A 26,068-nucleotide genomic window follows, 5' to 3' on the forward strand; every position below is an offset into this window, starting at 1 on the left:
ACCTATCTTTTCATTGCAATGCCTTTCTAAAAAGACATTACCAATTTTAATTATTCAATGTTTTTTTTAAAACAATTTGAGATTCTACAAAATAGTTAGCTCCCCACATAGTATATCTTTTTTTCTGCGTCTCAATTTTTGTTTGAAATACTGACCAATCTTTATTAGCTTTTGGAGACCACAAAACTTCGCTTAAAGCACTCAAACGTGGAAATATCTGATATTCCACTTTGACAGGAGTTTGCATATATTCTGTCCAAACATTCCCTTGGGCTCCCATCACATACTTAGCCTCATCCTCATTCAATTCCTTTGGTATTGGCTCATAGCTGTAAATTTTTTCTAAGTTCGTGAATCCCCCAATGGTTAGTTCCTTGTCATTTTGGGTTTGTGAATGGTCTAAATAAACGTGACTTCCCGGGGTCATAATAACCTGATGCTTTTCTTTTGCAGCCGCTATACCGCCACCTTCTCCTCTCCAACTCATTACAATTGCGTTTGGAGCAAGACCACCTTCCAGAATTTCATCCCAGCCTATTAATGTCCTTCCTTTGCCGTTAATGTATTTTTCAATTCTTTGAATAAAATAACTTTGAAGTTCATGCTCATCCTTCAATCCTTTTTCTTTTATCATCTGTTGACAAAACTCGCTTCTCTTCCAAGCATCTTTTGGACATTCATCCCCACCTATGTGAATGTATTTTGATGGAAATAAGGTTAGCACCTCGTCGAGAACGTCTTCCAAGAATTTGAATGTGTATTCTGTTGGCGCATATACATCAGTATGAATGCTCCAAGTTTCCTGTACGATTTTGATTTTTCCATTTGCCATTTCTTGCTTGCTCTTGTCTGAAAACATATTATTAGCAACTTTTGTTTTTTCATCCGGAAAACAACTTAACTGCGGATATGCTGCAATGGCGGCGCTACCATGACCAGGCATTTCAATTTCTGGAATTACTGTAATAAATCGATCCGAAGCATACTTGACGATATCTTTTATTTCCTCTTGTGTATAAAAGCCTCCTTCTGGTGTATTGTCGTTTGCAGTACCTGGAAATTTACCTATAATCGATCCATTTCTCTTAGAACCTATCTCGGTCAGTTTAGGATACTTTTTAATTTCGATTCTCCAACCCTGATCTTCGGTCAAATGCCAATGAAAATAATTCATTTTATGCAAAGCCAAATAATCGATGAATTTTTTAACAAATGAAATCGGGAAAAAGTGTCGCCCCACATCTAACATTGCTCCTCTGTAAGCAAAACGAGGTTCATCATTCACATCTACCGAAGCAATTTTTAGCTTATTACTTTTTTTAACAGGCAACAATTGAATCAACGTTTGCATTCCATAGAAAGTCCCAATAGGTGAATTTCCATTAATCTCAACCCCTTTTGCAGTTGATTTTAAACTATAGCCTTCCGCTTTAAGTCCGGTAATGTTATTAACGCTTTTCAACTCAATACTGTTTTTATTGGCCTTTTTAACTATTGGCAATTTAAAACCATAGTAATCCGATAAATAGTTGTTTAAGAAAGCGGCGACTGGTTTATCCTCATCACTGGCAACAACCAAGCTTGTTTTTGGATTAATCACAAAAGTTCCGGTGTTTCTGGTAACTTGTACCGGTTGAGGAATGATGTTTACTTCCTGTGCAAACGATAATGTACTACACAAAAGAAGTATTAGTAAAAAGAATCTTAGCATGTTTTACGATTTTATTAATTATTTTATTCTTACATTTTTTTATCAAGATAGCATACAACCCAATAATTGAATAACTCTACCCTTTGATTACAATGTCGTTTTAGAAAAGGCATTCATAATCTTTTATTTTATTCAACCTTGTTTTTATATAACAGTAATCTTTTTCACAATTTTAATATCTTCAGATGATGTTCCTATCTGCAGTTCAAATTCACCCGGCTCAACTACTCGCTTCATTTGTTGATTGTATAAAAACAATTCACTGATAGGCAAAGTCAAACGAACTGTTTTTGTTTCTCCAGCTTTTACTAACACCTTATTAAAACCTTTTAACTGTTTAATTGGTGTGGCTACTGAACTTGCTAAATCTCTAACATAGAGCTGCACCACCTCTTTTCCATCTACATTTCCCGTATTTTTAATTTTAACATCAATAGTGATGACATCATTTTCTTTGACATTCTCTTTACTGACTGTGGCATCCAGATAATCAAAAGTGGTATAACTAAGTCCGTGACCAAAACTCCATAAAGCATCAGGATTGCCATATACATAATCACGTCCTGGTTTATCAATGCTTCCCGGTTTTTTATAATATCCTTTATCCGACGGCAAGTAATTATAATAGCAAGGCAAATGTCCAACGGATTGTGGGAAAGAAACATTTAATTTCCCAGAAGGATTTACTTTTCCAAACAACACATCGGCCAAGGAATTTCCTTGTTGTTCACCGCCATACCATTGCACCAAAACAGCATCGGCATTGTCTTTTACCCATGGCATAGCAAGTGGTTTTCCGCTAACGAGTACAACAATTATTGGTTTGCCTATTGCTTTAATCTCTTTTATTAAATCCTCTTGAACTCCTGGAAGTTTAATATCGGAAAGATCATATCCTTCTCCGGCGGTTACGTTTTTGTTGTCTGTAAAAGTGCCGCTTTCTGTACCTACGACAAGAACGGCAATATCACTTTTTTTGATGGCCGAAATAGCTTCTTGAAAACCTTCTTTATTTTGGCTCCAAGCATCACAACCTTTAGCATAATTTATAGTGATGTTATTGCCAACAGCTTTGTTTAATCCTTGCAATGGCGTAATTCCATTTGTGGTTCTTCGGCTCCATGAATAATCACCCGGTTGAAACTGGTCTGCATTTGGACCAATTAAAGCGATTGATTTGTATTTGGCTGATGAAAGCGGAAGAATTGAATTATTGTTCTTCAACAACACTATACTTTCATCGGCAATTTCTTTGGCCAAATCAACACTTTCTTTGGAATGAATCACTGCCTTTATATCGATGTTTTCATTCACTGGTTTATCAAACAATCCGCTGACAAATTTTACGTAAAGTATTCTGCTTACCGCCTGATCAATATATTTTACATCTAATTTTTTTTCCTGAACCAATTGCTCCAATTCTGAAAAACAATTACTTTCAGCCTCAAGATCTATACCCGCTTCCACAGCCATTTTTGCCGCTTCGGCTTTGCTGGAAGCTATTTTATGAAAAGTATTCAGGAATTCTATCGAACTCCAATCAGAATATACATATCCTTTGAAACCTAATTCTTTACGCAACAAATCGGTTAGATAATAACTGGAAGCCGCTACAGGAAGACCATCATACGAATTATAACTATTCATTATTGAAAGTGGTTGGGCTTCTTTTATCACTTTTTCAAAAGGCTGCATATAAATAGACCTAAGCTCTCTTTCTCCTCCACTTACCGAAGCCAAATTGAGTCCGCCCATTGGTGTTCCGTGTGCCAGAAAATGCTTTGGTGTGCAGACAATATTGTTCGCCTGCATATTCTTTACATAGGTTACCCCCATTAAACCATTCAAAAAAGGATCTTCTCCAAAGGTTTCCTCTACCCTGCCCCAACGTAATTCTCGTGCTATGTCCAAATCTGGCGACAGCACCTGTTTGATATTCATTGCTTTCAAATCTTTTGCAACAAATTGTACCATACGGTTCACCAAATCAGGATTGAAAGTACTTCCTTGAGCAATTGCTTGAGGATAAATGGTACAATTGCCTTGGTAAACACCGTGCAAAGCTTCGGTACAGGTCAAAACCGGAATGCCCCAACGGGTATTTTCTTTTAAGTATTTTTGGGATTTACCATAAACATCTCTTGCTTCCTCTGCAGTCAAGCCTGTGTTTACAACACATCCATAACTATTCCCTTTAAAAACATCCACATCTTTTATATCATGAATGTGTAGCATTTGAAGAATTTTTTCATTTAATGACATTCTGCCAAGCAAGTCTTTTACTCTTGCCTCTACTGGTAATTTTTCATTTTGATAAGGATAAGAATTTGTTTTTTGAGAAAATCCTTTTCCAAAACCTGATAAAAATAAAATTAGTAGTAATGATTGTTTCATGATGTAATTAAATTGGTTCAGTTATTTTAGATATACTAGTTTGTATGTTTATTTGGCACTTTTGCCATTTTTCTTCATCTGCGCTAGATATAAATCTTGAGGATAAAGAACAGCTGGATCAATTGTTTCAAATCGGTTCCCAAACTGATCTGGCAACACCGAAGGAAGATTCGTTTTTATGCCTACACAAATATTATTTGTTGAATGTTTCCTCTCTTCATCAAATTGATTGCAATATTGCATAGGGACATCTGCAGTGATATTCCAGTAAGTTTCATTAAAACTTAATCCCCATGGTGATGTTTTTCCGCCAGACACATATAAACGAGTTCCTTTTCCTACGTTCAAATTGGTAAACAAATTATTACGTTGATCATGATTGTGATGATCAATACACAAATCGGTACCTTTTCCGTTACGAAATACATTGTGGTGGCTGGATGCGGTTTCAATGGACAAATCGTGAATGAATTTGCCTTTTATCTCAAAGTTTTGTAACAAATTATAAGGTCCGCAAATATTCACGCCATGATGACCGTTTAGCTTTCCTCCTAAACGATTTTCCCCAAAATCAAGAACCCAATTTTCAACTGTGATGTGATGCGCATTCCCAATATAAATTCCAACATCTGCACCAGTAATGGTAACATCCTTAACCCATCCGTCATGAGCTTTATTTTCAAAAGCTATTCCATTGTAACCTCTTTCGTGAAAATCATGACCTGCCCATGGATTATCTGGAAATTTGATTGTAATATTTTCTATTCCTATATCTGAGATGTCGCCCGAAAACAAAATCATTCCCCCCTTCCATGACCAATTTGTTTGATTGGGATACTGTTTGTTATAATCTGGATACAGTTCCTCTAAACCTTTTTCAAAATATAACACAGTTTGCTGTTTATTTTCACCACGAATACACATCTTGTTTTTTGAAATATGAAGTGTGTCTTTCAATAAATAAATCCCGGCAGGTATAAAAACGGCTTGGTTTTTTCTACATTTTGCTATGGCTTTTCTAAATGCGATTGTATTGTCGGTAACTCCATCCCCTACTGCACCAAAATCTTTTACGCTTATCTCGGAATCGAAATGAGGAATTTCTTTTTTTCCTTTTTTATATCCAGCCTGAGTAAAATCGGGCATTAGTTCTTTATTCCAACTTTCTCCTTTTTTTCCCCACAATTGGGAATACTGCTGTGCAGAAGCCAGAAAAAAGAAACTGCTGTTGAGCGATAGTAATACTATTAAGATATTTTTCTTCATTTTATTTTACTGCATTAGGTATTTTATGATTTGAGTTTTTATTTTATGCTTCTTCATTAAGTCAGATACAGACAAAAAAATGGCCACTGATTATACGGATTAAACTGATTGCCACAGATTTTATTCTTTTGTTTCTTTGGCCTCAACTGTCGCTCCAGCTAACTCATTTTGAGGAAAATCAACCGTAAAAATGGTTGTTTTTTTAGTGTCTGTATTCGTAAGGGTCACTGTTGCTGTTTTTTCTTTATACAAAGGATCTGCGATTGAAACTACAGGTTCTCCATTACTATTTTTTATCATCAATATGCAGGCTTTATCTACTGTGATTTCAAAAGATCCTGCTTTTATGGATCCTGCTTGATAAAAGACGGCCTGTATCATTTTCAGTGGCTCATGGTAAACTGCTTGTATATTTGAATTATTGGCAATGATTTCCAATTTCTTTGCATCAAACTTTTTCATTTCTTTTGTGCTTTTTACACCTGGAAGAACTATATAAGCATAATCTGCATTTTGTGGTTTTACTCCATGACTAAGCCACAGTTTGAATACATTCCCAACAATTTCATCTTTGGAAGCAACATCATTAATATGTTGCCAATTTCCTTTTTGTACGTTTGTAGTCAGCATTATATCACCGCCTTTCGGAAAATAATAACCAACATTGTTATGTAAAAACCAAGTACTTGATTTTCCATTATGTGTTATTGTTTTATCTTTTACTATTGGATTATTATCTAATGAACTTTCTGTATCGCCCTTTAACCAGCACTGATTAATGGTTGTGGTAATGTTCTCCTGTTCGTTACTTTTAATGCCGGTTCCCAAACACATAATTTCATCATCAAAAAAGAACCAAGCTTTCTTGGCCTGAAGATTATCGTAATCAAGAGCGTAGGCACTTGCGCCATATATTCCGTCACTCACCCCTCCAGCGAAGTTATTGCTTCCTTGTTCTCCCCATCCTATATCCATTGGCCTATCTGTAGCATAATCCCTGCTGGTAACTCCAGGTATTTTATCCCATTCCCAAATTGGCATAATATTAAAATATTCAGGGCCATCAATTTGAATATTTGTGGCACCATCAGATAAATATCTGCCAAATAGATTTTCCTTATTGCCGAATTCGCTTCGCTTGGTACGGTTACTCACCATACGGACATTAAAGGAATAACCAGCTCTCATATGTAACGTATAATCTGCCTTGAAATATTGGGTGTGTAATGGCGCAACCTTATAAGACGGTTTTTCGTTGCCATCAATTCGTGCAATGGCGTCATCCCAATCTGTGGCATTTTTAGGGTCAATCTCTTTTGCTTTTAATAAACTAGCACTCATCCCTTTTATGCTTAACACATTGGGTCTGCTTATGCCGCGACCAAAAATGTTAAAATCTGCATATTTTCCACGCAATGTTTTAAGATAGGTATCCTTAAAAAATTTGGAAAAGAGTTCCAGTTTTTCTGAATTTAAGGCATAAGGTGTATTTTTCACATAGTTGGCAACTTTTAGCACACCATTAATAAATACTGTACCATAGCCCATAATATACAATTGCGGCCCGTGCTGCATATAGGAGTTATCATACTGTATGCCTTCTCCATTACTTACCAAACAAACTGGACTAAACAGTTCTTTTGTGGATGAAGACAGCAATGCATCATCTTCTGTTATTAGAGCTCGGTAAAAATAATGAAGTGCAACATCTGTTTTGTTGGCTCCGGTCTGTTTTTCAACAATACCCCGTTTCATCCTTTCAATCAGTTTTTGCTGTAATTCTTTATCGAGTTTTTTGTCGCCATAGTTCATCATTATCAGCAGTTCCCCTAACGCTCGAGGTGATGCAATTTCATTAAACCACCAATTGGAACTTTTTGGATCTTGATCGTACCAATATTGAAATGCATTGCTGATATTAGCAAAAACCTTTTCATCCGAATAAAAACTGCTATTTTTTGTAATGTAACTTCTAACCAGTATTTTTAGTTTTTCTAAATGTTCGAGAGGAGCCCAAATGGTAATTGTTTTACTGGTATAATCGATATCTGGCCAACTTCCATTAGGCTGTATATTAGCCAGAGTTTTGGATATTGTCTTGTCACTAGAGGGCTGTTTTGTTAAATCCTCAACAATTCTGTCTGTAATGGTTTTATATATTTCCGTAGTCTTTGCCCGAGGATAAGCTGTCTGAATATTTCCTAAAAGGAAGATCACAGCTATTATCGAATATAAACCTTTAATGCCGTTATATTTTTTTTTCATCTTCAATATGATAATTCTTAATTCTTACAAACTTTTTTAAAATTTTATAGTTTCTTAACAAACTAATTAAAAAGAAAAGAAAGGGGCACAAACCCCCTTTCAAATCTTATCCAACAATTATGGCAAACTAATTGTTATTTGGCAGTATTTATTTTATTGTTTCACTATTTTTTTAACAATGACTTGACCGCCATTTTCGACGTGTGCAAAATACAATCCTGTGGCCAATTCTGCCAAAGAAATAGTTTGGGTATTTTTGTCTATCTTTTTACTTTTCACTAACAAACCATTTACATTATACAATCTAAGCGTGGTTCCAGGTTGAAATTCATTTATTTTAATGTTCAAAATGTCTTTTACTGGATTAGGAAAGAAGATAATATCTTTATTGGCAACTTTATCCCCTTCAAAATCGCCTACTGATAAGCTAGCATTATTTATTGTATATGTTAATGGATTGGTATAAGAAGTCACAGCACCATTGTATCCAGATGGATTTATAATTGTTGCAAAGTTATTTGCTCCAAAAGTACCAGCATAAGGTATCAAATTATATGCGTCACCAGGCACAGGAACATATGAATTAATAGCGTCAACCTGTAGTGTTGTATTGCTACCTAATGAAAAATTTCCTGGTCCGGTAGGTGGCGTCAAGGCGGCTCCAGACTGTACTTTTAGCTGATTGTACTGAATACCTGCTGTTGTTCCTTTCGCTTGCACGTGAATAGTACCATTGTTGGCTAATGCAAAATTACCATTTACTACTAACGACCTTGTATTTGTACTAGTAGGAGTTCCAAAATTCAATGTGTTCACGGCAAGGTTACCAGTTATGGTAATGGTTGACGTAGTCCCCGGATTGAAAGAATCATCGATATTAAGAGCATTCAGTGCTGTTAATGTAGGGTCCAAAAATATGACACTGTTTCCTGCTCCAGAAAGTGTAAGGCTGGCAGCCGCAGAACCTTTTACAACTCTAGTTGTTGCAACTCCTCCTTGAATGCTAGGCACTTGTAAATTATAAGTAGCAAGATCCAATGTACAATTCTGGTTGTAATTAATTGGGCAGTAAATTTTACAATTCCCTGCTAACACTCGATCCTTAGCGATTTGAAAACCACTAAATTGTCCATAGGCAAAAGGCGATGTTGGAGCTTTCATAACCAAATTGATGGTTTTTCCGGCATTACCTGCTAAATAAACACCTGTATTATTAGCGGTATCAAGATAAGCGGAGGTTCCGGTAATATTCCCATTTAAATTAAAAAAACTACTTCCTGTTGTTGGTTTCATTGCTTTTATAGTTCCGTTCCATATAATATCTCCGTTGCCATTAAAATTGCATGCTGTTGTAGCAATATGATTAATCGATCCTGTTGGATCAATGGTTATAGCACCGTTAGCACTGGTAGTGGCATAGACGTTGAGTGCTCCTGTAACCGCTAAAGCTCCGCTAATGGTTGTAGTGCTATTAGTATTGACTGTTCCTCCTGAATTAATGGTTAAAGCTCCGCCAATAGTAGTAGCAGTAGTATTAATGTTGGCTATACCTCCGTTTAAAACAGTAAAGCTATCGCTTGGATTAATAGTAAATGAAGTTACATTGCCTGTTCCATCATCCCAATTGGTGGCAGTAGTACCTGATATTGTAGCATCAGTTCTGCTGGTAGTCCAAGAAGTAATCCCTCTGTTTACAGTAACATTCACAATATCTGAAGTAGTAACAAGACTATTATTATCTGTAGATTTTACTGTTAAGGCGTAGTTACCTATAGGCATATTAGTCCAATCATAGCTATAAGGTGCTGTAAGATCCTCTCCTAATTTAGTGCTGCCTTGAAAAAATTCTACTTTAGTTGTTCCGTTTGCATTTACAGCACCAGCGGTGATAGTAATGTTCGTAGGAGTAATAAAGCTTGAATTATTTGCAGGAGAAGTAATAGATGTTCCCTCAACATTAACAACCACAGGAGAGGAAGTGGTAGAAACTCCTCGGCTATCTGTAGCTTTTGCCGTTATAATATGGTTCCCCCCAATTGCATTAGCCCATGTAAAACTGTAAGGCGCTATTGAAGATTCTCCCAGTTTTATAGCATCTCGAAAAAATTCAACTTTAGTTATCTCCTGACCGTCCGGATCAGCTGCATTGGTCGTAAATGTGATATTTGAATTAGCATTAAAATTGGTGTTGTTAGCAGGCGAAGTAATAGCAACTGTTGGCGGGTTATTTGGCAAAGAATAATATTTTACATAATCTACCTGCATTTTTGTACTACCTTGACCTTGGGCTCCATAACCACCCAGAGGAATATTACCCGCCCATGAACCATCCTCTATTTCAGTACTTAGGATCATAAATTCTGGTGTTTGAGAAATATTAGCTGTATAGGTCCAAGTCAAATTTCCATCCACATAAAATTTATAGTAATCTGGAGTCCAGTCCATCGTATAAATATGATAATTACCACTGTTAGCTCCTAAGTCTCCGGTTACGATACCAGTTGACTTATGATCTGTGGCATATCCATCCCAATGAAGGTTTGTATGTACTTTTCCATCATTTGGTAAAGATTCTACTATATCCATTTCCATACCAGCCTGTTTAGGGTTGCCAATAGGATTCCCATTTGTATTACTTTGGAGCCAAAATGCCGACCATGATGCCGGCGCATTGACCATCGCAATTCTTGCTTCAAAACGGCCATACAAAAATTGCCTCTTTGTTGCAATCTCTCCGGCATGATGTGTTGTTACTCCATTTACTACATCAGTATATGGCTGAAGAATCATGTTGCTATTTGCCACAGTTACAGTGGTTGGATCGTTGGTTGCAGAGCGCCAAACCCCTTGAAGTCTATGTGACCAGTCGGTCAAATTAAGCTGACTTCCTGAAAAATCTTCAGTCCAATCCAACTGATATACTGGGTCTGGCAGTGTTTGTGCTGGAGATAACTGACACTGTACAGTATTTGCAGAAGGATAGCTAACGGTACCTGTATAACCTGTCGTAGGCTGTACTGTTCCAAAGGTACCTGTGATGGTTCCTGCTGTAGATTGCGCAAAATTAAAAATCGCTCCCGGCAGCGGATTATACGAATTAATGATATCCACCTGTAATGTTGTTGAAGCACCAATTGTAATGTTTCCCGTCACTGACAATTGATCATAAAGAGTACCTGCTGTAATTCCTTTTGCACGTACATTTATGTTGTTATTGACTGTAAAACTGCCCGTTACATTTAGTATTCGTGTTCTGTTATCACCAGTGGTGACAGAACCAAATTTCAATGAATTTACCGTAGGATTTCCAGTAATAGAAATATTTCCTGTTGCAGTAATGTCTAATGAACTATCTATATTAAGTTGATTAAGTACAGCTTCTCCTGCTACGGCACTAAAAGTAATTATGGTAGCCTGATTAGTTCCAGTTGTAGTTCCAGCAATTGTAAGATTAGAGGAGGCATGGCCTTTTATTACTTTAGTTGCTAAATTTCCTAGTTTAATAGCAGTTGTTTTTAGGTTTTTACCATTAAGGTCTAGTATAGCTGGATTATTGAATACCAGTGGAGTATAAAGTGTACAATCTCCTCCTAATGTGGTGTTTCCGTTCATGAGCAAGCCAAGAGCATTGTTTGCATCAAGCATAGAGGTTGAGGTAAGCCCGTCTGCTACACAAATCTGTGAAAGGGACTGAGTTAGGGCAATGGTTTTTCCTGTTACACCAATGTAAACACCTCTCGTGCTTGTATTGTCATAAACCGCTGTGTTTCCTGTAATATTTCCATTTGCTTTGAAAAAATTAGAAGCGGGTGATGATTGAAGCGCTTTTACGATTCCATTCCATGCAAAAGTACCATTGATGTTAAATGTATTAGCAGTACCAGAATTAGCATGGATAATCTTTGCTCCTGAATTAAGGGTTAAATTATTAACAGACATAGTTGAACCTGGTACGTTAATGGTGACTAAACCTCCAGATAAAATAATAAGGTTATCAGTTGCGGCAATAGCCACTGTAGTCAAACCGGTAAGTCCGTCTGGATTGGTGGTCCAGTTGGCGTTAACGGCACCAGTGTTACCTGCCAATGTTGCGGTTGCCGATGCAGTGTAAAAATCTGTGGCAACAACTTTGGGGATGAAGCTGAGAAAGACCAGCAATAGAAAAGTAGTTTTCAATTTCATATTTAGTTAGTTAAGTTTAATAAATACATAGTTTAAAAATTGATTTGATCAATTTCCTTATTGTTTCAAAATTAACTAAAACGATAAAACAGGAAGTGGGGGTAATAGTTCTTTGAAGGGGAGTAATAAGTTCTGTTTGTTCAAAAAGCTAACAAAACAGAAATTGTCACACTTTTTTTCATTAAAAAACCAACTTAAGAGGCAAAAAAATGTTAATCGTTTTTTTTACCCAGAATCCGCATTAGACTTCGTGACGAAGCTGAATCAGATTTAAAAGAAGCATTGAACAAGAAAATTTAGTGGCAAAAAAGGGTGATTCACACTAGAAGAAAAGCCACAGATTATACGGATGGAACGGATTTTACACAGATAAAAAAATATAATCCGCGCTAATCAGTTTAATCCGTATAATCCGTGGTTACTATTTAAAAAAAGAGAGGTATGCTGTACCTCTAAAAAAGCATTTTCTTAAGACATTTGACTGGGATTTCTATTATCTATGTTTTGTTGGTGCAACAGCGGCATTCTTAAATTTTTTGATAAAATCTTCTGCGAATCTTTTCCCCATTTCCCGCTGGCTTGCAGAGTCAAAATGAAGATAATCTCCTTTTTGAACTAAGTCAGCCGTACTGAAGACCGAGCTATATTTATCAGAGGCGGCATATTGTCTGATTTGTTCATTCATTTGGTTCCACAAATCTTTGTCTTTAGAATAACTGCCTAATTCTCCCATCAGAATAGGGAGTTCATTATTGCCTACGGCATTTCTAAATTCAGTAAAAAGACGAGACATATACTCTTTACGATGCAGGATACCTTCAGGATTTGCATCCGATTCTCCCTGATGCCATAAAATGCCTTTGACCACACCGTACTTTTTCCCAAGATCCACTTTTGCTTTGAAATTAGTCAGCAATTTGACTTTTCTAAAAACGGAGTCATTAACCCATTGTTTTATTGAACTTCCTCCTACCGCCGTTGGCAGCAGCAAAACATATACGTTTTTAGGAATATGCTTAATTAGCTCTTTACCAAAAGTAAGACCGCAACCAGTACCATCAATTTCTGGCGAGTAAAAGTGTAATGGATTTTTTGCAAGGATGATTTCGTTTTTTTTATTAATAGTCAGCACATGTGAGGTTGTTATTGTATCCTGTGGCTCAACAACGCCTCTTCCTGCCATATTGGACTGACCTGCAAGAAGAAAAACCCAAACTTTACTTTTATCCGGCATCTTATTGATTTTATGCTCAGTCTTTGAAACCGTTGCAGTTGTTGATTTTACTTCTTTATGCTTCAATGCTGTACAAGCACCTAGCATCATAATAGAACCGCTTATAAAAACAAAGCACAAAACTGTTACTCTTTTCATTTCTTAATTTTTTATATTTTTCAAATTTTTATATTCCCAAACCCAATTAGAATTGATAGTTTGATTTACAGCAGCTAGGAGTAATCATAGTTAAAACCCTAGTCTTTCTGCTCCAAATAATAATGCTATAGCCTCAGGATAAGTTTTTATTTTTTTTCGTTTTATCTGCTTTACAATCAGTCGAATCGTTATTTAGCCATAGATTTACAAAACACTTTATTCACAAAAAAAAATCTAAATCATTCTATTTTATTGATAAACCCGAACGTAATCTACCAGCATTTTCTGAGGAAAAACACTGTCGTCTATCCCCTGTTTTCCGCCCCATGATCCACCAACGGCAACGTTCAACAATAAATGAAATGGAATATCAAAAGGCCATTGGGCAGCTCCTGCTTTTTCATTTATATATTGATGGTATTGTTTTCCATCAACAAAAAAAACAATTCTGTCAGGTGTCCATTCAATAGCATATACATGAAATTGCGTCGAAAAATCTTTGCCAAAAAAACCTTGTGATTTAGAAGTGTGTGCTTTGTGATTATGAGCTTCGGTATGCACTGTAGCATAAACATAATCAGGAGTAAAACCCACATTCTCCATTATGTCAATCTCACACTTTTGGGCCAGCCTCCATATTTTGATTGGGTTGGCATCATCCAAATAGCCGGCCATATCCCGCGCCCTGCAGGAAGTTTGGCCCTTACTTCGATGCGGCCATATATCCAGTCCCCTTTTCCTCTTGAAACCAAACGCGCAGAAGTATATTCAAATGAATGCATTTTTTCTTTGCGGGCTTCAATAATCAGGTTCCCGTTTTCTACCCTAGCGTTTTCTTTTTGCCTTTCGGTATAATATTCCAATTCATTATTGCCCCAACCATTATACAAGCTTCCTACATCGTAAGACCATTTCGTTTTGTCAGGCAGGCCGTTTTTATTAAATTCATCAGACCATACTAATTTTCTATTGTTTTGCCCAACTGATTGAGAAAAACAGGGCTTTATTGTGGCTAAATTGAAAATGCACAGCAATATTAAAATCAAATTTGTTTTGGGTATTTTCATAGAAATATAAATTTAAAGGGGGGAATTTAAAATTTTATGACTGCCCGTATAGTGTACCAAATCTATTTTTTGTCACGCAGATTCTGCAGATTCACACAGATTATATTCTCATAATTGAAGAAATCTGTGCAAATCTTTTTAATCTGTGGCCAGTTTTAACGGCGTTGGTATTAGTCACGGACAGTCATATAAAATTTATACATTAACCCGTTGGGTGTAATTATTTTTAACACATAGAAACATAGAATTTTATTAGTGTTTAAAAGAGTTAGATAGACGTTTTACTTCTCTCATACTTCATCTATGTGAAAAATAGTGCTATTTCTATTCATTCTTTAGTGTTTCGTCATTAAATCTATATGTCTATGTGGTTCATTTTTTATTTATACAGAATTACACCCAACGAGTTACATTAATCGTTCAACTCAAACCCATCATTGGCTTTCTTTAACCACTACACTAATTTTGGGCGAAGTAATTGAACCTCTTTATTATTTTTGTTGTTATCCAAATTTGAAGGTTAACCGTATACTTCACCAACAATTTTCTTATTGCATCCTAAACCAATCAAAATCTACATATCCTCCAGTCTCCTTTGTCGCGTAGTTGAACAGACAGAATTTATTACCTGTAAATACCTTATTATTAAAATCCATTATCAGTTCATTACCTAAAGCTATGAACGTTTTGTTATTAAAACCATACTCAAAAACTGCCTTTTTGGTAGCGTTGGACGCAACCATCCGCAGGTATACCTTTGACTTATTGATAGCTACAGAATCAACAGTTTTGCCATTATTTACCATCACAATATATTTAGCGCCTTTGGTTTGCCTTACGGCGATGTATCCATAAGGGTTTTGAAATACCGCAATCCCAGCGTTATCACCATCCTTCATGTGGCTAACGTCTAGTTTGGTAACACCTATGGTTGGAATGCTTTGTGTGTACTTAGCAAAGGGTCTTTGTGTAAGCGTATTGCGTGCCATAGTAAGATCCGTGGTTACCTTCCCTGTGATGAGCCTTAAATAACCCGACCTTTGGGTAAGCGACCAGTTTGCAGGATCGGGATTATGGTTCCAGCCCCACTGCATGCCAAGAGCTTTGCTGTTGAACTCATCGGATGTAGGTAAAGTTTTGATCGGATACGTTTTACCCACATTGGGTTTTTTGTAGGTTTCCACACCTTTGCCGTTAACACCAACCATTGGCCAGCCATCAACCCAAGTTACGGGCTGCAGCGAAGGAAACCTGCCGAATGGCCCACTATCCGTAAAAAGCATTGTCCACCATTCGCCGGTATTGGTTTGAGCCAAAGCACCCTGGTGTATACCAAAATTTAAACCGGGGGTCGAATCGCTTATCACTACCTTTTGCTCATAAGGTCCGTAAATATTCTTTGATCGCAGCGCTACTTGTATGCCATCTTTGCCACCATAAGTACAGTAGAGATAATAGTATCCATTGATCTTGTAAACATGGCTTCCTTCGAGTCCTTTGCGTATGTCGCCTTCAAACACCAGATTGTCTTTGCCTTTTGGGGCAAGGTTTTCGTCAACTTCGGTTATATATATCTTTCCAAAACCATGTGCTACATAGTTGTGGCCATCCTCGTCAAAAAATAAACCTGGATCATAAAAGCCCTTAGGCAGCTTGGTTATCTTCCAAGGGCCTTCGGCTTTGTCTGCGGTACACATAAAGCCTCCTTCGGTGAGAGTAATAAAAAGCAGGTAAAATTTACCGTTATGGTACTTGATACTGGTGGCCCATGATCCACGCGAATAACGATTGCAGTCATCAAGATCATAACATTTGCTAAAATCAAAACGCGGTACCGCGTTGCTGCAATACTCCCAATTGACCAGATCATGTGATTTTAAAATGGTTACTCCAGGAAATACGAACATGGTGGTTGTTACCATATAATATGTATTATCTACAAAAACTATGTCTGGGTCTGGATAATCTGCTGCAATAACAGGGTTAGTGTAGGTGCCGTTTCCGTTATCACTATGAATGTTTTGTGCCGAAACCTTTGACATCATAAATATCAGGGTAAAGAAAATTGTCGCTCTGGCTACTAAAAATATATGTTTTTTCATGTGTTGGTTTTACTGTAAGATTATTTTTTAATTATTGTCTAACAAAATTCAAGAATAACACATCATTTTCATGTATGCTAATATCCTTGCTATAGTTTCCTTTAGCATCAATAGTAATTTTTTCTGTAGCAATCGGTGCACCGTTGTTCTTTTGTTTCAACGTATTTACTTGCTGTGAACTAAGAGCATGCGGTTTATTCATCCCCAAATAGTCTGTATAAACATCATTTACTTTATACCCCACTTTGTATATCTCCAAATTATATTTCCCTTTTTGGAGTCCGGCTACTTCAATCTTTACCGTTCCTTTTGGCTTGGATGGTAAATCCTGATTGTAATATTGCTGATTATTAATTGAATCCCCAGGATGTGTATTCGTAAAATCCCAAAATAGCAGCTGCATATCTCCTTTTTTATTTTTGGTTACCCAAGATGCTTTGTCTGTATTCTCGAGTTCTGTTGCTCCCAACTTGTTCAAAAAATAATAGGAGAAAAAAGATGGCTTCTTAATTCCTTGAGTGTTCAACAATCCAAATCCACCGTGAAAAGGAGTAAATCGCGGACCAGCTTCCTCAAAAATATCAGTAAAAACCCAATAAGACATGGAATTTGCGGCATTGCCCACTTCCTTCAATTTTTGAAGAATATAGGCTGCCGAATGATAACTATCATGAATTGGATCTGATGGGGTATAGGATGCACTCCATTCCGTGTAATGCAATTCCAGATTAGGTTTGGACGAATTTGAAATTTGTTTGCGTGAATTAATTATAGTTCCGCTTACACTCGATTTTTCCTGATCTAAGATTGTTCCAGAAGTTCCAAATTCATCTAAAAATCCTTTCTTTACTCCATAGGTATGTGCTGATATAAAATCTATAGGAACATTCTTTTTACTGCAAAATTCAATCGTTTCTGGTACCCAATCCGCTCCAGCAGTTGCGGGACCTCCCACTTTATAAGCAGGGTTTACACTTTTGATTGCTTGAGCGCTATATTCGTATAATTTAAAATATTCCTCTTGAGTTCCTGTCCAAAAAAGTCTCGTTAAATTGGGTTCATTCCAAACTTCAAAATACCAAGTCTTTACCTCATCAGCTCCATAACGCTCTGTAAAATGTTGTGTCAGACTACGGATTAGGTCTTCCCATTTTTTATAATCTTTCGGAGGCGTTATATTTCCTTTCCACCAAAAAACGGTCTTGCTTCCGCTGGCCAAGGCCGAAGGCATAAATCCCAATTCTACAAAAGGTTTCATTTTGATACTCAAAAGAAAATCAAAAAGAGCATCAATATATTGATAACTGTATTCTGGATTTCCATTTTTATCTTCACGATACACCCCCATGTCATCAGTCAATAATCCATGCATCCGAATGTATTTAAAATCACATTCTTTTTTGACCAAAGTCAACTGCTGCTGCCAGTCTGCCCGCAGTCCCTCATTCGCTCTTCCTGCCCCAATACATTCTTTGAACATTGTATTGAGCGCTCCTACCGATTTATTGTAATCCACTTTTATAATTCTGTTGGTAATGACTTTACTATTGTCATTTTGTCCTAACAATTTAACGTTGTTTAAGCATAGTAAAATAATTAATACTGCTAAATGCTTTTTCATTTTTAAATTTTGTTTTTTTTTTAATAAATACTGAATTACTTAATGTTATTAGCAATATTCTAGAACTGCTTTCCTTCGGTTATCCCGCTTTCATTAAACGCATCTATTCTAAAGAAATAAGGGACATCTTTGTTTAATCCAGTTAATTCCAATGAATGATTATCATATACCATTGCTGAATGATAGAGCTTATTTTTTTCAGTGCCAAAATAAACCACATAACCGGTTGCTTCTTTTACGGGGCTCCAAGTTAACTTTGCATGTCGACTATCTACAGCATCTCTTTGAATATTAGCTGTTTTTACCGATGCAGGCAATGCACTATTTCCTTTTCCGAAAATCCTAAATCCTGATATAGAGAAATAACCATCGGGTACCTGAAGGTTACTAATTTTCACGTATCGAGCTTGTGCAACTTTAGGCAATACGATGTAGTCATGTGATATATCTGCTGTGTTAGCAGATTTATCAACAATGGTGCGCCAATGTTTTCCATCATCTGATGCAGAGATGATATATTGGTAAGGCTTAAAACTATCTTTTGCTTTCAGCTTGGAACCTTCATCGGCAAAATTTACCTGGATAGCATACAGAGAACATTTTTTTTGCATATCGAATTGCAGCCATTCACCCTTATTGCCAGTTGCAGCACTCCAACTGCTGCGTATGTCTTCATCAAAAGCTTGTTCTGGCCGATGACCTTCTAGCGACGACGAAGCGGAAGAAGGTTTATTAAAGGATAACAACATCCACTTTGGAAGAATACTTTCCTTGTCATAATTCATTTTACGATTGGGGATCGATAAAGGATAGTCACCGAAGGCAGTATTGCAATGTAACTGCCCTTCAGCATCAAAAAAAGCGGGAAACAGTCCGATACGACGTTCAAACATGTGTTTTACCGAGATGCTCATGGTAGCTACATGCCAATAGTTGCCCTGTTTATCTTGAAATGTACACCCATGGCCAGCTCCATTAACAAACCCTCCAGGCTTGTATGAAAACGGGCTGTTCGGCATATAGGTAAACGGACCGAGTGGTTTATCCGAAATATATACGCCATCAGCATATACTTTAAACTGCGTACCTGGCGAAGCATACTGGAGATAATACTTGTTTTTATATTTTGTCATCCAGCTCCCTTCATTCCAACCTTCTTGGCCTTCTTGGTTTTTTTCGCCAAACTCTTCCCAACCGTATTCTTTTGCATGATGTTCGATAAGCGTATTTGGCTTACCAATTGTATCTAGTAAATGGTGTGAATCTAGTTCAATGCCTTTGATAGGCTCTTTATTGGAGCAGCCGTAGTAAAAGTACACACGGCCATCATCATCTTTAAACAAAGCAGGATCAATCATTGAAATAGGAAATGCTGAATTATATATTTTCCATTTATCTTCTAGCGGATTGGTATTGTAATATATTTTTGGTCTCTCACTTGAAGCAATAAAAAATACCGTATCACGAATGGTTTCAACTGTAGGCGCATAATCTTCTACTGGCAAGGTAGTTGAAGGCATGAAAGTCCATTTGACCATATCGTCTGAATGCCAATATCCACCTGATTTAGACGCATAAAGAAAATATTTGTTTTTATACCGATGGATAACTGGATCGGCGGCTTCCCGAAAAGAAGCAGAATTGTCATAACTGAACCGATAGTTCAAATTAAGTGGGTTACAGAAACTTTGATCTGCTACCTGCGCAAATGCCTGCGAATAAATAGTCAAGACCAAATATGCGATTAGGAAAGCTACATATTTATAAATTTTCTTATTAATCATAAAGTGTGGTTTGTGCTAAAATTTTGCCATAAAAAGAGACCCAATAGTTGCTATTTTCATTTGATGAAATAACTTCATAAGAATTTGATTGATCTGTTTTTTTTATTCTATATTTTTTTTAAAAACTTCTAAATAAACTATTTAAAACTGAATTTTCCTTTTACACCCTCCATGCAACTCCCCCCAACAAAAAGTTCAAACTCTCCCACATCAATTTTGGGTTTCAAGTTTTCATCCAAATACGTTAAATCGGATGCCGATTTGAGCCTCTTTGACATTGGCTTTGGGTATTCCATTATTTAATCCTCGATCATAGCAATCGGGTATTATTTCCCATTTTACCGTTGAGACTAACTTTTGCCGCCCTGGTATATTGGTTATCAATTCCTGTGCTGTACTTTTTTGAAGTAACAACATCAATACTATTACAAAACAAGATTTTAAAGCTGAATTTTGATGCTGAATTTTATTAAAGTAAACGGAGATTTGCCTTGAAATTGATCTAATTTGGTTTTTCATTTTTATTCTATATTTTCTGCTGATGATTCACTTTTTAATTCTCCTCATTTCTCTCTTTTTCTTATTATCTCAAAAATAAACATAACGATAAAGAATAAAGGGGACAAACAGTTCTTTAAAGGGTAGTATTCTATTCAGTTTATTTCTAAAAGTCAATAAAAACAGGAATTTTAACGCTGTTTTTATTAAGAAAAGCTCTTTAAAGAAATAAGTATATCCATTTTGTAATGAAAACATATGTTTTGTGACTATCTAAAAAAACTACAGCTCCCTTTGTCGAGGAGCTGTAGAAAAAACATATTACATTATTTACATCTTTACATTTTCACTATCTTCTTAGTTATAATTTCCTCACTGCCAGCATTTATCTTAACAACATATGTTCCTGCTGATAATTTTGATACATCTATTGTAGTATCGCTTTCATTCATTTTTTTATTGAGTATCATGCGTCCTTGCATATCAAACACATATCCTTCTGTATCACCAGTGTATCCAGCAAAATCAATATGCAAAATATCTTTTACAGGATTTGGATACATTTGTACGGTAGTATTTTTGTTCTCTGGCTCAATACTTTTATCTATTAAAACAACTTTACTGCTTATTCTTCCAGTCTGCGAAGAATTCGATGTTAACGCTAGTTGTGGGCGAAGGGTTGTATCTGAAACCTCCTTCGAATTAAACGTAACCTCCGAAGTAGAATTTACTACTGTCGAAACAATGCGAAGCGACAAGGTTTTATCTGCTGCAAGTTCTGCCAGTGCCTGGCTGCTGATATTCCATTCAGCCCATCCAGAGCTTTGACCGTTAATCGTTGCCAGTAAAGTGGTTGATGCCGGTTTGTTATTCCAGTTAATACCCGTTTCTGTCCAAGTGTCTGTAGGCACATAATAGACCTGCCAAGTGGTAGCGTTTGGAGTCGTATTGGCTATGTTAATATTTAAACGCAGTGTGGCATTGTCAAAACTATTTACGCCGTTAAGATCAAATTTCAGGTACACTTCTCTCGAATATGAAGTCAAGTCTTTTTTTATTAGCATTCCTGTTGCTGTTCCATAATTGTTAGCTGCGTAACTGCCGTCTCTTACATAAGAATCTGCCACAGGAGCGATTATTTTATTTACGGTTAATACTTGTTCTACAGCTGTGGCCGCACCATAAATATCATTACCCTCCTGAGAAGCGGTAATGGTACTGGTGCCTTCGCCCACAATTGTTACGGTAGTACCACTTATTGCAGCCACGGCAGTATTGGAACTGATGTAATTAACGGCTAATCCAGATGAGGCCGTTGCTGTTAAATTAAATGCCGGATCATTACTTCTTTTTGTCGGTATTACATTGAAAGTAATAGTTTGAGGTGCAAGAACACGGGCTAGGGTAATTTCAACAGGCAATCCATCCACCACCGTGAATTGTATCGTGGTTTCGCCATTTGCAGTGCCTGTTATAGCAGCTCTGCTGTTTGGCTGAGAAATTTCCCAGTTGGTTCCTTTAATCTTGATGTTTATTTGTTTGTCAACAGATGGGATGTTATCTCTATAGCTAAATCCTAAATCGGGATTGTTTACCGCTATTTTAAGGCTTTTTTGTGTCGAATCATATTGCGACATCACCAAACAAGGGAAATCAGCACTCGTCAATTGTCCCGAATTGTTTATTCCTGAAAGCGCACTAAAAAAAGCATATCCAAAAATAGAATTTGCTGCAGCTGTTGGTTTGTATTCCACAATGTGGGCAATGTCATCTTTGCGGTGAACCGTATACGGTTTGTTTCCTGCAGTTATCTGACTGTCCAAAGTAGTCATATCTGTGGCAGTGGCTTTCGGGATACAAACATATTCGTAGCCTTTGTTTGACGGAGCCGTTCCATGATCGATATAACCAATGGCATAATTTCCTACTGGATTTGCCGAAATAGTTTGTTGGGTCAACAGCTTGTCATGTTGTGGCGTTTGCTGATCGGCTTTTGTAAGCTTGATGGTACCACTTCCTGAAATCACATAAAACCCTGTACTGAAGTTGTCAACAATCCAGTGATTGTTGGTGTCTGCGTAGGTATTGTCGTAAGTACCCGTCGATAGTGGATTACTGTCAACAGTTACCTGATCTTTTCCCGTGCTCGCTTTACGTTGATATAAAGTTGTCAATGTGGTATTAGTGCCATCATTGTTTCCAATGTTTGATCCCAAACAAATCAGCATATTATCGAATGTAAATACAGATTTCTTGAAAACAAAAGTTGCATTATGATTCTCACCAGTATAATTGGCTCCCCATCCTTGGCCTGTTTTCTGCTGAAAATCCATGGCAAACATACCGTAAGTCCCTTGAATTGCTTTTAGATAACTATTATTTTTATTTACAAAAGATAAAGAACCTACGAATCTCTTTTGCTGCAGCTCATCCTGGGTTTCATTTTCGGCTTGAAGTTTGTCCCAAGGAAGTCGGATTACTGTGGTACCCGGCACGAAATTCCAATCTCTGGTAGTTTCGTCATAACCATTTTCCGTAGGGTTGTCACCTTCATAAATAATATCCACGGCTCCATAACTTTGATAACGCCCATAGCGGTTGAAAGCTGTATATGTTTCGGTTCCAAACATATTATTACTAAATCCTTTGCATGTGGCTACCCAATTGTCTTTGCGATAAATACCTGTCATACTGTGATTGAACTGAAAATAACCAGAATTGAACGGCGCCACGGTGCTGTTTCCCAATGGCCCATAACCACCCCATAAACGATTATGAAGGGTTGCCATTACTGGGTCTGAGCTTCCTGTACCCAATATGCTTCCTCCTGCCATTGCCATGTTGCGATAAGAATATTGGTTAAGTACTGTCTTATATTCATATGGTTTTCTTCCTCCCATCGATATGGATCTAACGGTTTTGTCATTTCCAAACATAAGTTGTGCCATTAGCGCATCTCTTAAGCGTAGATAACCCGCCGTGCTAATCTGAAAAGAAGTTTGTCTTAAATAATAAGTAATATTTGCAGGAATATTTAAATCATAACCCGCATAACTTGGATAACCTGCCCAATGATGAAAGCTGGAGCCATCCGGTTTTAAACCGTCATAAGTGGCAGCTGTATAGTTGGTGTATTTTTCCATCATACGTTTAAAACCAGTCATATAACGATAACGTTCGTCAGAATTGTCAATCCACTTTGCGTAGCCCAACATAGCACCACCACAGTTTCCAATGACGTCCATATCAACTCCTACATCAGCCTTACTAATACGATTTGGTTCCCATATATAGCTAAAAGTCTGCTGTTGATAAAGTACATTTTCAAATAAACTTTTAACTAACGTATTATCCTTAATACCAGGTATCAGTACGGCCGCTTGTCCAAAATCTACAAAGGCATATCCAGTACCGTCTAAACCCATCGTTCCTTTGCATATACGGTCTGAGACCAGCCATACTGTATTAAGGGCTTTGTTAAAAGTATCGGTATCTTCAGGATGGAATTTCACTTGTTGGGCAAAGGTTTTTAAAAATGATACCTGATTATAGCTCGTAACTGATGTCGAAGCAGTGATGGTGTTTCCGTTTACCGTTATGCCAAGTGCGTTATAGCTCGCTATAGCAGTATTAAGAGCAGTACTGGTTGGAGCGGAAGCTAAGTAACTATCCGAATATTGCTTGAATGCTAATTCTATTTCTGCATCTATTGCTGGGTTAGATGGTATTAATGGCAGATCTGGTGTCAGGGTAAAAGAACAGATTTTGCTGTCTATTTTGTATTGCAGTGTATTTCCTGAAAGATAGCTTACAAGACTTACAAAGTCTTTTGGGTCTTTAATGGTCGTAAAGTTTCCTGTAATAGCTGTACCAGTACCTGTTGATTGTGCAAAATTGAATATTGATCCTACCGGAGGGACATATGAATTAATAAGGTCGACCTGTAAAATTGCGGAAGCTCCAATTGTAATATTTCCAGTCGCTTTTAATTGATCGTATGAACTGCCGGCTGTTGTGCCTTTGGTTTGAAAACGCATGGTACCGTTGTTGGCTAATGCTACATCACCGTTTACTGTTACATATCTTGTAAGTGTACCGCCAGAAGCAATACCAAAATACAAGGTGTTTACTGCAAGATTTCCGGTTATATTTATGGCAGCCCCTGAACTCGTAGGAGTCATGGAAGGATCGATCGTAAGTTTATTAAGTGTTGACGCCGAAGGATCCAAGAAAAGCGTAGTGGCTTGTTGTCCTCCAGAAAGAGAAAGGTTGGAATTAGGATTGCATTTTAATAAACGAGTAGAATTCCCTGCCTGAATACTGGAAACCTGCAAATTATATCCGTTAAGATCCAATACGGTGGCAGGGGTTGGTCCGCCACCAAAAATAAGCGGGCTGTACCATGTACAATTTCCAACCAATATATGGCTTTTGGAAAGCTGAATACCTGCAGAACCCGTATTGGTTACACCTGCAACCTGAGTTAGACTAATGGTTCTTAATCCATCGCCCCCCATATATACACCTCTAGTACTCGCACTGTCATGCACAGCAGTATATCCCATAACATCTCCGTTTGCGTTAAAAAAATTGCTTCCGGATACCGCTTGTAACGTTCTTATGTTTCCATTCCAAGTAAGAAGGCCGTTTATCGTAAAGGAAGTTGCAGTGGCGTTATTATTGTGAATAATTGCCCCTCCTTGATTGATGGTCAAAGCTCCAATGATCATACTGGCAGTAATGGTAGCCGTACCGCCATTCAGAATAATAAGATTGTCGGTTGCGGCGATAGCCACTGTGGTCAATCCAGTCAATCCATCTGGATTGGTCGTCCAATTGACGTTAACCGCACCGGTGTTGCCAGCCAGTGTTGCTGTAGCCGATGCAGTGTAAAAATCTGTGGCAAAAGCTTTCGGAATGAAGCTGATCAAGATCAGCAGCATAAAAGTAATTTTGAGTTTCATTTGGTAATGTGGTATTTGGTTAGTAAATAGGGTTTAGCAAATAATTCGAACCAAGATTTGAAACTATATTTTTTAATCTCACCTTAAATTCGCATAAATATCATCATATATTTATCAAAATTAACGATATCGATGTAGTACAAAGAGGGAGTAACAGCTCTTTAAAGGGGAGTAATTTGGTCAATTTGTTAAAAAAATAAACAAAACCAAAAATAATAATCATATTATTAATAAAAAATCACTTTAACCAATTAAAAAAAACGGTAATCATTTTTATATTTTTAGCAATTTATTACTTACATCGTTTTTTAGGACAATGTCCATTTTATAAAAAACTCTTCATAACCAATACTATTACTTATTCCTTTTAATAATGAAAGTAGTTGCTTTTTTAACTATTTGATAAAAAAAAACTGCAGTCCCATTTGGTTTAGGAACTGCAGAAAAAAAGTTACATCATTAAAATTTATTATTGTCCCATTTCAACTGGTTTAACCATTTGAACAGTTACAATACTATTGTAATGAAGTTCATCTATACATAATCTTTTTCCTTATTACCTCCATGAAATTGAAGTTTAAAAAATGTAATTTACACTGTTCTAAAAAATGTAGAGGATGCTCAAAAATTACTTTTCGAACATCCTCTATATTTAAATAATATCTAATTATTTATTTTCTACCAACTTGACCATCTCCGTACCAGCCAATAAAAAAGCGCCAACACCGTAAACGGCAGTCATGTCTTCTGTTACTTTCTGCGGATCGGCACCTACTGGTTGCACCAAGCCTAATTTACCATTAGGAAACACTGATTTCACCATGGATTACCATCCTTTTTCA

The 26,068-nt window shown here is 36.9% G+C and carries 14 protein-coding genes; all 14 read right to left on the bottom strand.

The window, feature by feature from the left end; all coding sequences use genetic code 11:
• Nucleotides 1–46: 46 nt before the first annotated feature.
• The 14 genes from ACUN3A_RS01045 to ACUN3A_RS01110 all read right to left on the bottom strand — a co-directional run bounded on the left by ACUN3A_RS01045 (nt 47) and on the right by ACUN3A_RS01110 (nt 26,049).
• Nucleotides 47–1,711 (bottom strand): beta-N-acetylhexosaminidase, encoded by a 1,665-nt coding sequence (locus ACUN3A_RS01045; protein WP_445549494.1) that lies wholly within the window; start codon nt 1,709–1,711, stop codon nt 47–49.
• 144 nt (nt 1,712–1,855) lie between these two features.
• The gene (locus ACUN3A_RS01050; protein ID WP_445549495.1) at nt 1,856–4,105 is read right to left on the bottom strand and encodes a glycoside hydrolase family 3 N-terminal domain-containing protein; all 2,250 of its coding nucleotides are present in this window, start codon (nt 4,103–4,105) and stop codon (nt 1,856–1,858) included.
• Between the two features lie 48 nt (nt 4,106–4,153).
• Nucleotides 4,154–5,371 carry a glycosyl hydrolase family 28-related protein gene (locus tag ACUN3A_RS01055; RefSeq protein ID WP_445549496.1) on the bottom strand — a complete coding sequence of 406 codons (1,218 nt, stop codon included), beginning with the start codon at nt 5,369–5,371 and terminating at the stop codon, nt 4,154–4,156.
• A 120-nt stretch (nt 5,372–5,491) separates the two neighbouring features.
• On the bottom strand, nt 5,492–7,636 hold the full coding sequence (cslA, locus tag ACUN3A_RS01060) for a chondroitinase-AC (RefSeq protein WP_445549497.1): 2,145 nt from the start codon (nt 7,634–7,636) through the stop codon (nt 5,492–5,494).
• 153 nt (nt 7,637–7,789) lie between these two features.
• Nucleotides 7,790–11,818: an Ig-like domain-containing protein gene (locus tag ACUN3A_RS01065; protein ID WP_445549498.1), complete on the bottom strand. Its 4,029-nt coding sequence runs from the start codon at nt 11,816–11,818 to the stop codon at nt 7,790–7,792.
• 493 nt (nt 11,819–12,311) lie between these two features.
• Nucleotides 12,312–13,190: a sialate O-acetylesterase gene (locus ACUN3A_RS01070; RefSeq protein ID WP_445549499.1), complete on the bottom strand. Its 879-nt coding sequence runs from the start codon at nt 13,188–13,190 to the stop codon at nt 12,312–12,314.
• A gap of 249 nt (nt 13,191–13,439) precedes the next feature.
• Nucleotides 13,440–13,793, bottom strand: a complete 354-nt coding sequence (locus ACUN3A_RS01075) for a glycoside hydrolase family 16 protein (RefSeq protein ID WP_445549500.1) — start codon at nt 13,791–13,793, stop codon at nt 13,440–13,442.
• Complete coding sequence (locus ACUN3A_RS01080; protein WP_445549501.1) at nt 13,793–14,257, bottom strand: glycoside hydrolase family 16 protein; 465 nt, start codon at nt 14,255–14,257, stop codon at nt 13,793–13,795. Before ACUN3A_RS01080 ends, ACUN3A_RS01075 begins: the two co-directional genes overlap by 1 nt.
• Nucleotides 14,258–14,805: 548 nt before the next feature.
• Nucleotides 14,806–16,359, bottom strand: coding sequence for a glycoside hydrolase family 43 protein (locus ACUN3A_RS01085; RefSeq protein WP_445549502.1), 1,554 nt, complete (start codon nt 16,357–16,359; stop codon nt 14,806–14,808).
• A gap of 31 nt (nt 16,360–16,390) precedes the next feature.
• Nucleotides 16,391–17,980: a GH39 family glycosyl hydrolase gene (locus ACUN3A_RS01090; protein WP_445549503.1), complete on the bottom strand. Its 1,590-nt coding sequence runs from the start codon at nt 17,978–17,980 to the stop codon at nt 16,391–16,393.
• A gap of 59 nt (nt 17,981–18,039) precedes the next feature.
• On the bottom strand, nt 18,040–19,764 hold the full coding sequence (locus ACUN3A_RS01095) for a family 43 glycosylhydrolase (protein ID WP_445549504.1): 1,725 nt from the start codon (nt 19,762–19,764) through the stop codon (nt 18,040–18,042).
• Between the two features lie 137 nt (nt 19,765–19,901).
• The gene (locus ACUN3A_RS01100; RefSeq protein ID WP_445549505.1) at nt 19,902–20,060 is read right to left on the bottom strand and encodes a hypothetical protein; all 159 of its coding nucleotides are present in this window, start codon (nt 20,058–20,060) and stop codon (nt 19,902–19,904) included.
• A 540-nt stretch (nt 20,061–20,600) separates the two neighbouring features.
• A complete protein-coding gene (locus ACUN3A_RS01105; protein ID WP_445549506.1) occupies nt 20,601–25,205 on the bottom strand; it encodes a CBM96 family carbohydrate-binding protein in 4,605 nt (1,534 codons plus the stop codon).
• A gap of 688 nt (nt 25,206–25,893) precedes the next feature.
• Nucleotides 25,894–26,049, bottom strand: coding sequence for a hypothetical protein (locus tag ACUN3A_RS01110; RefSeq protein ID WP_445549507.1), 156 nt, complete (start codon nt 26,047–26,049; stop codon nt 25,894–25,896).
• Between the last annotated feature and the right edge of the window lie 19 nt (nt 26,050–26,068).

It is taken from the genome of Flavobacterium sp. WC2509 (assembly GCF_052683105.1).

Coding starts and splice junctions, on each gene's coding strand:
- ACUN3A_RS01050 (WP_445549495.1), bottom strand. CDS start 4,105: ATGAAACAATCATTACTACTAATTTTATTTTTATCAGGTTTTGGAAAA.
- ACUN3A_RS01105 (WP_445549506.1), bottom strand. CDS start 25,205: ATGCTGCTGATCTTGATCAGCTTCATTCCGAAAGCTTTTGCCACAGAT.
- ACUN3A_RS01065 (WP_445549498.1), bottom strand. CDS start 11,818: ATGAAATTGAAAACTACTTTTCTATTGCTGGTCTTTCTCAGCTTCATC.
- ACUN3A_RS01080 (WP_445549501.1), bottom strand. CDS start 14,257: ATGAAAATACCCAAAACAAATTTGATTTTAATATTGCTGTGCATTTTC.
- ACUN3A_RS01100 (WP_445549505.1), bottom strand. CDS start 20,060: ATGGAATACCCAAAGCCAATGTCAAAGAGGCTCAAATCGGCATCCGAT.
- ACUN3A_RS01075 (WP_445549500.1), bottom strand. CDS start 13,793: ATGGAGAATGTGGGTTTTACTCCTGATTATGTTTATGCTACAGTGCAT.
- ACUN3A_RS01095 (WP_445549504.1), bottom strand. CDS start 19,764: ATGATTAATAAGAAAATTTATAAATATGTAGCTTTCCTAATCGCATAT.
- ACUN3A_RS01085 (WP_445549502.1), bottom strand. CDS start 16,359: ATGAAAAAACATATATTTTTAGTAGCCAGAGCGACAATTTTCTTTACC.
- ACUN3A_RS01045 (WP_445549494.1), bottom strand. CDS start 1,711: ATGCTAAGATTCTTTTTACTAATACTTCTTTTGTGTAGTACATTATCG.
- ACUN3A_RS01070 (WP_445549499.1), bottom strand. CDS start 13,190: ATGAAAAGAGTAACAGTTTTGTGCTTTGTTTTTATAAGCGGTTCTATT.
- ACUN3A_RS01110 (WP_445549507.1), bottom strand. CDS start 26,049: ATGGTGAAATCAGTGTTTCCTAATGGTAAATTAGGCTTGGTGCAACCA.
- ACUN3A_RS01055 (WP_445549496.1), bottom strand. CDS start 5,371: ATGAAGAAAAATATCTTAATAGTATTACTATCGCTCAACAGCAGTTTC.
- ACUN3A_RS01090 (WP_445549503.1), bottom strand. CDS start 17,980: ATGAAAAAGCATTTAGCAGTATTAATTATTTTACTATGCTTAAACAAC.
- cslA (WP_445549497.1), bottom strand. CDS start 7,636: ATGAAAAAAAAATATAACGGCATTAAAGGTTTATATTCGATAATAGCT.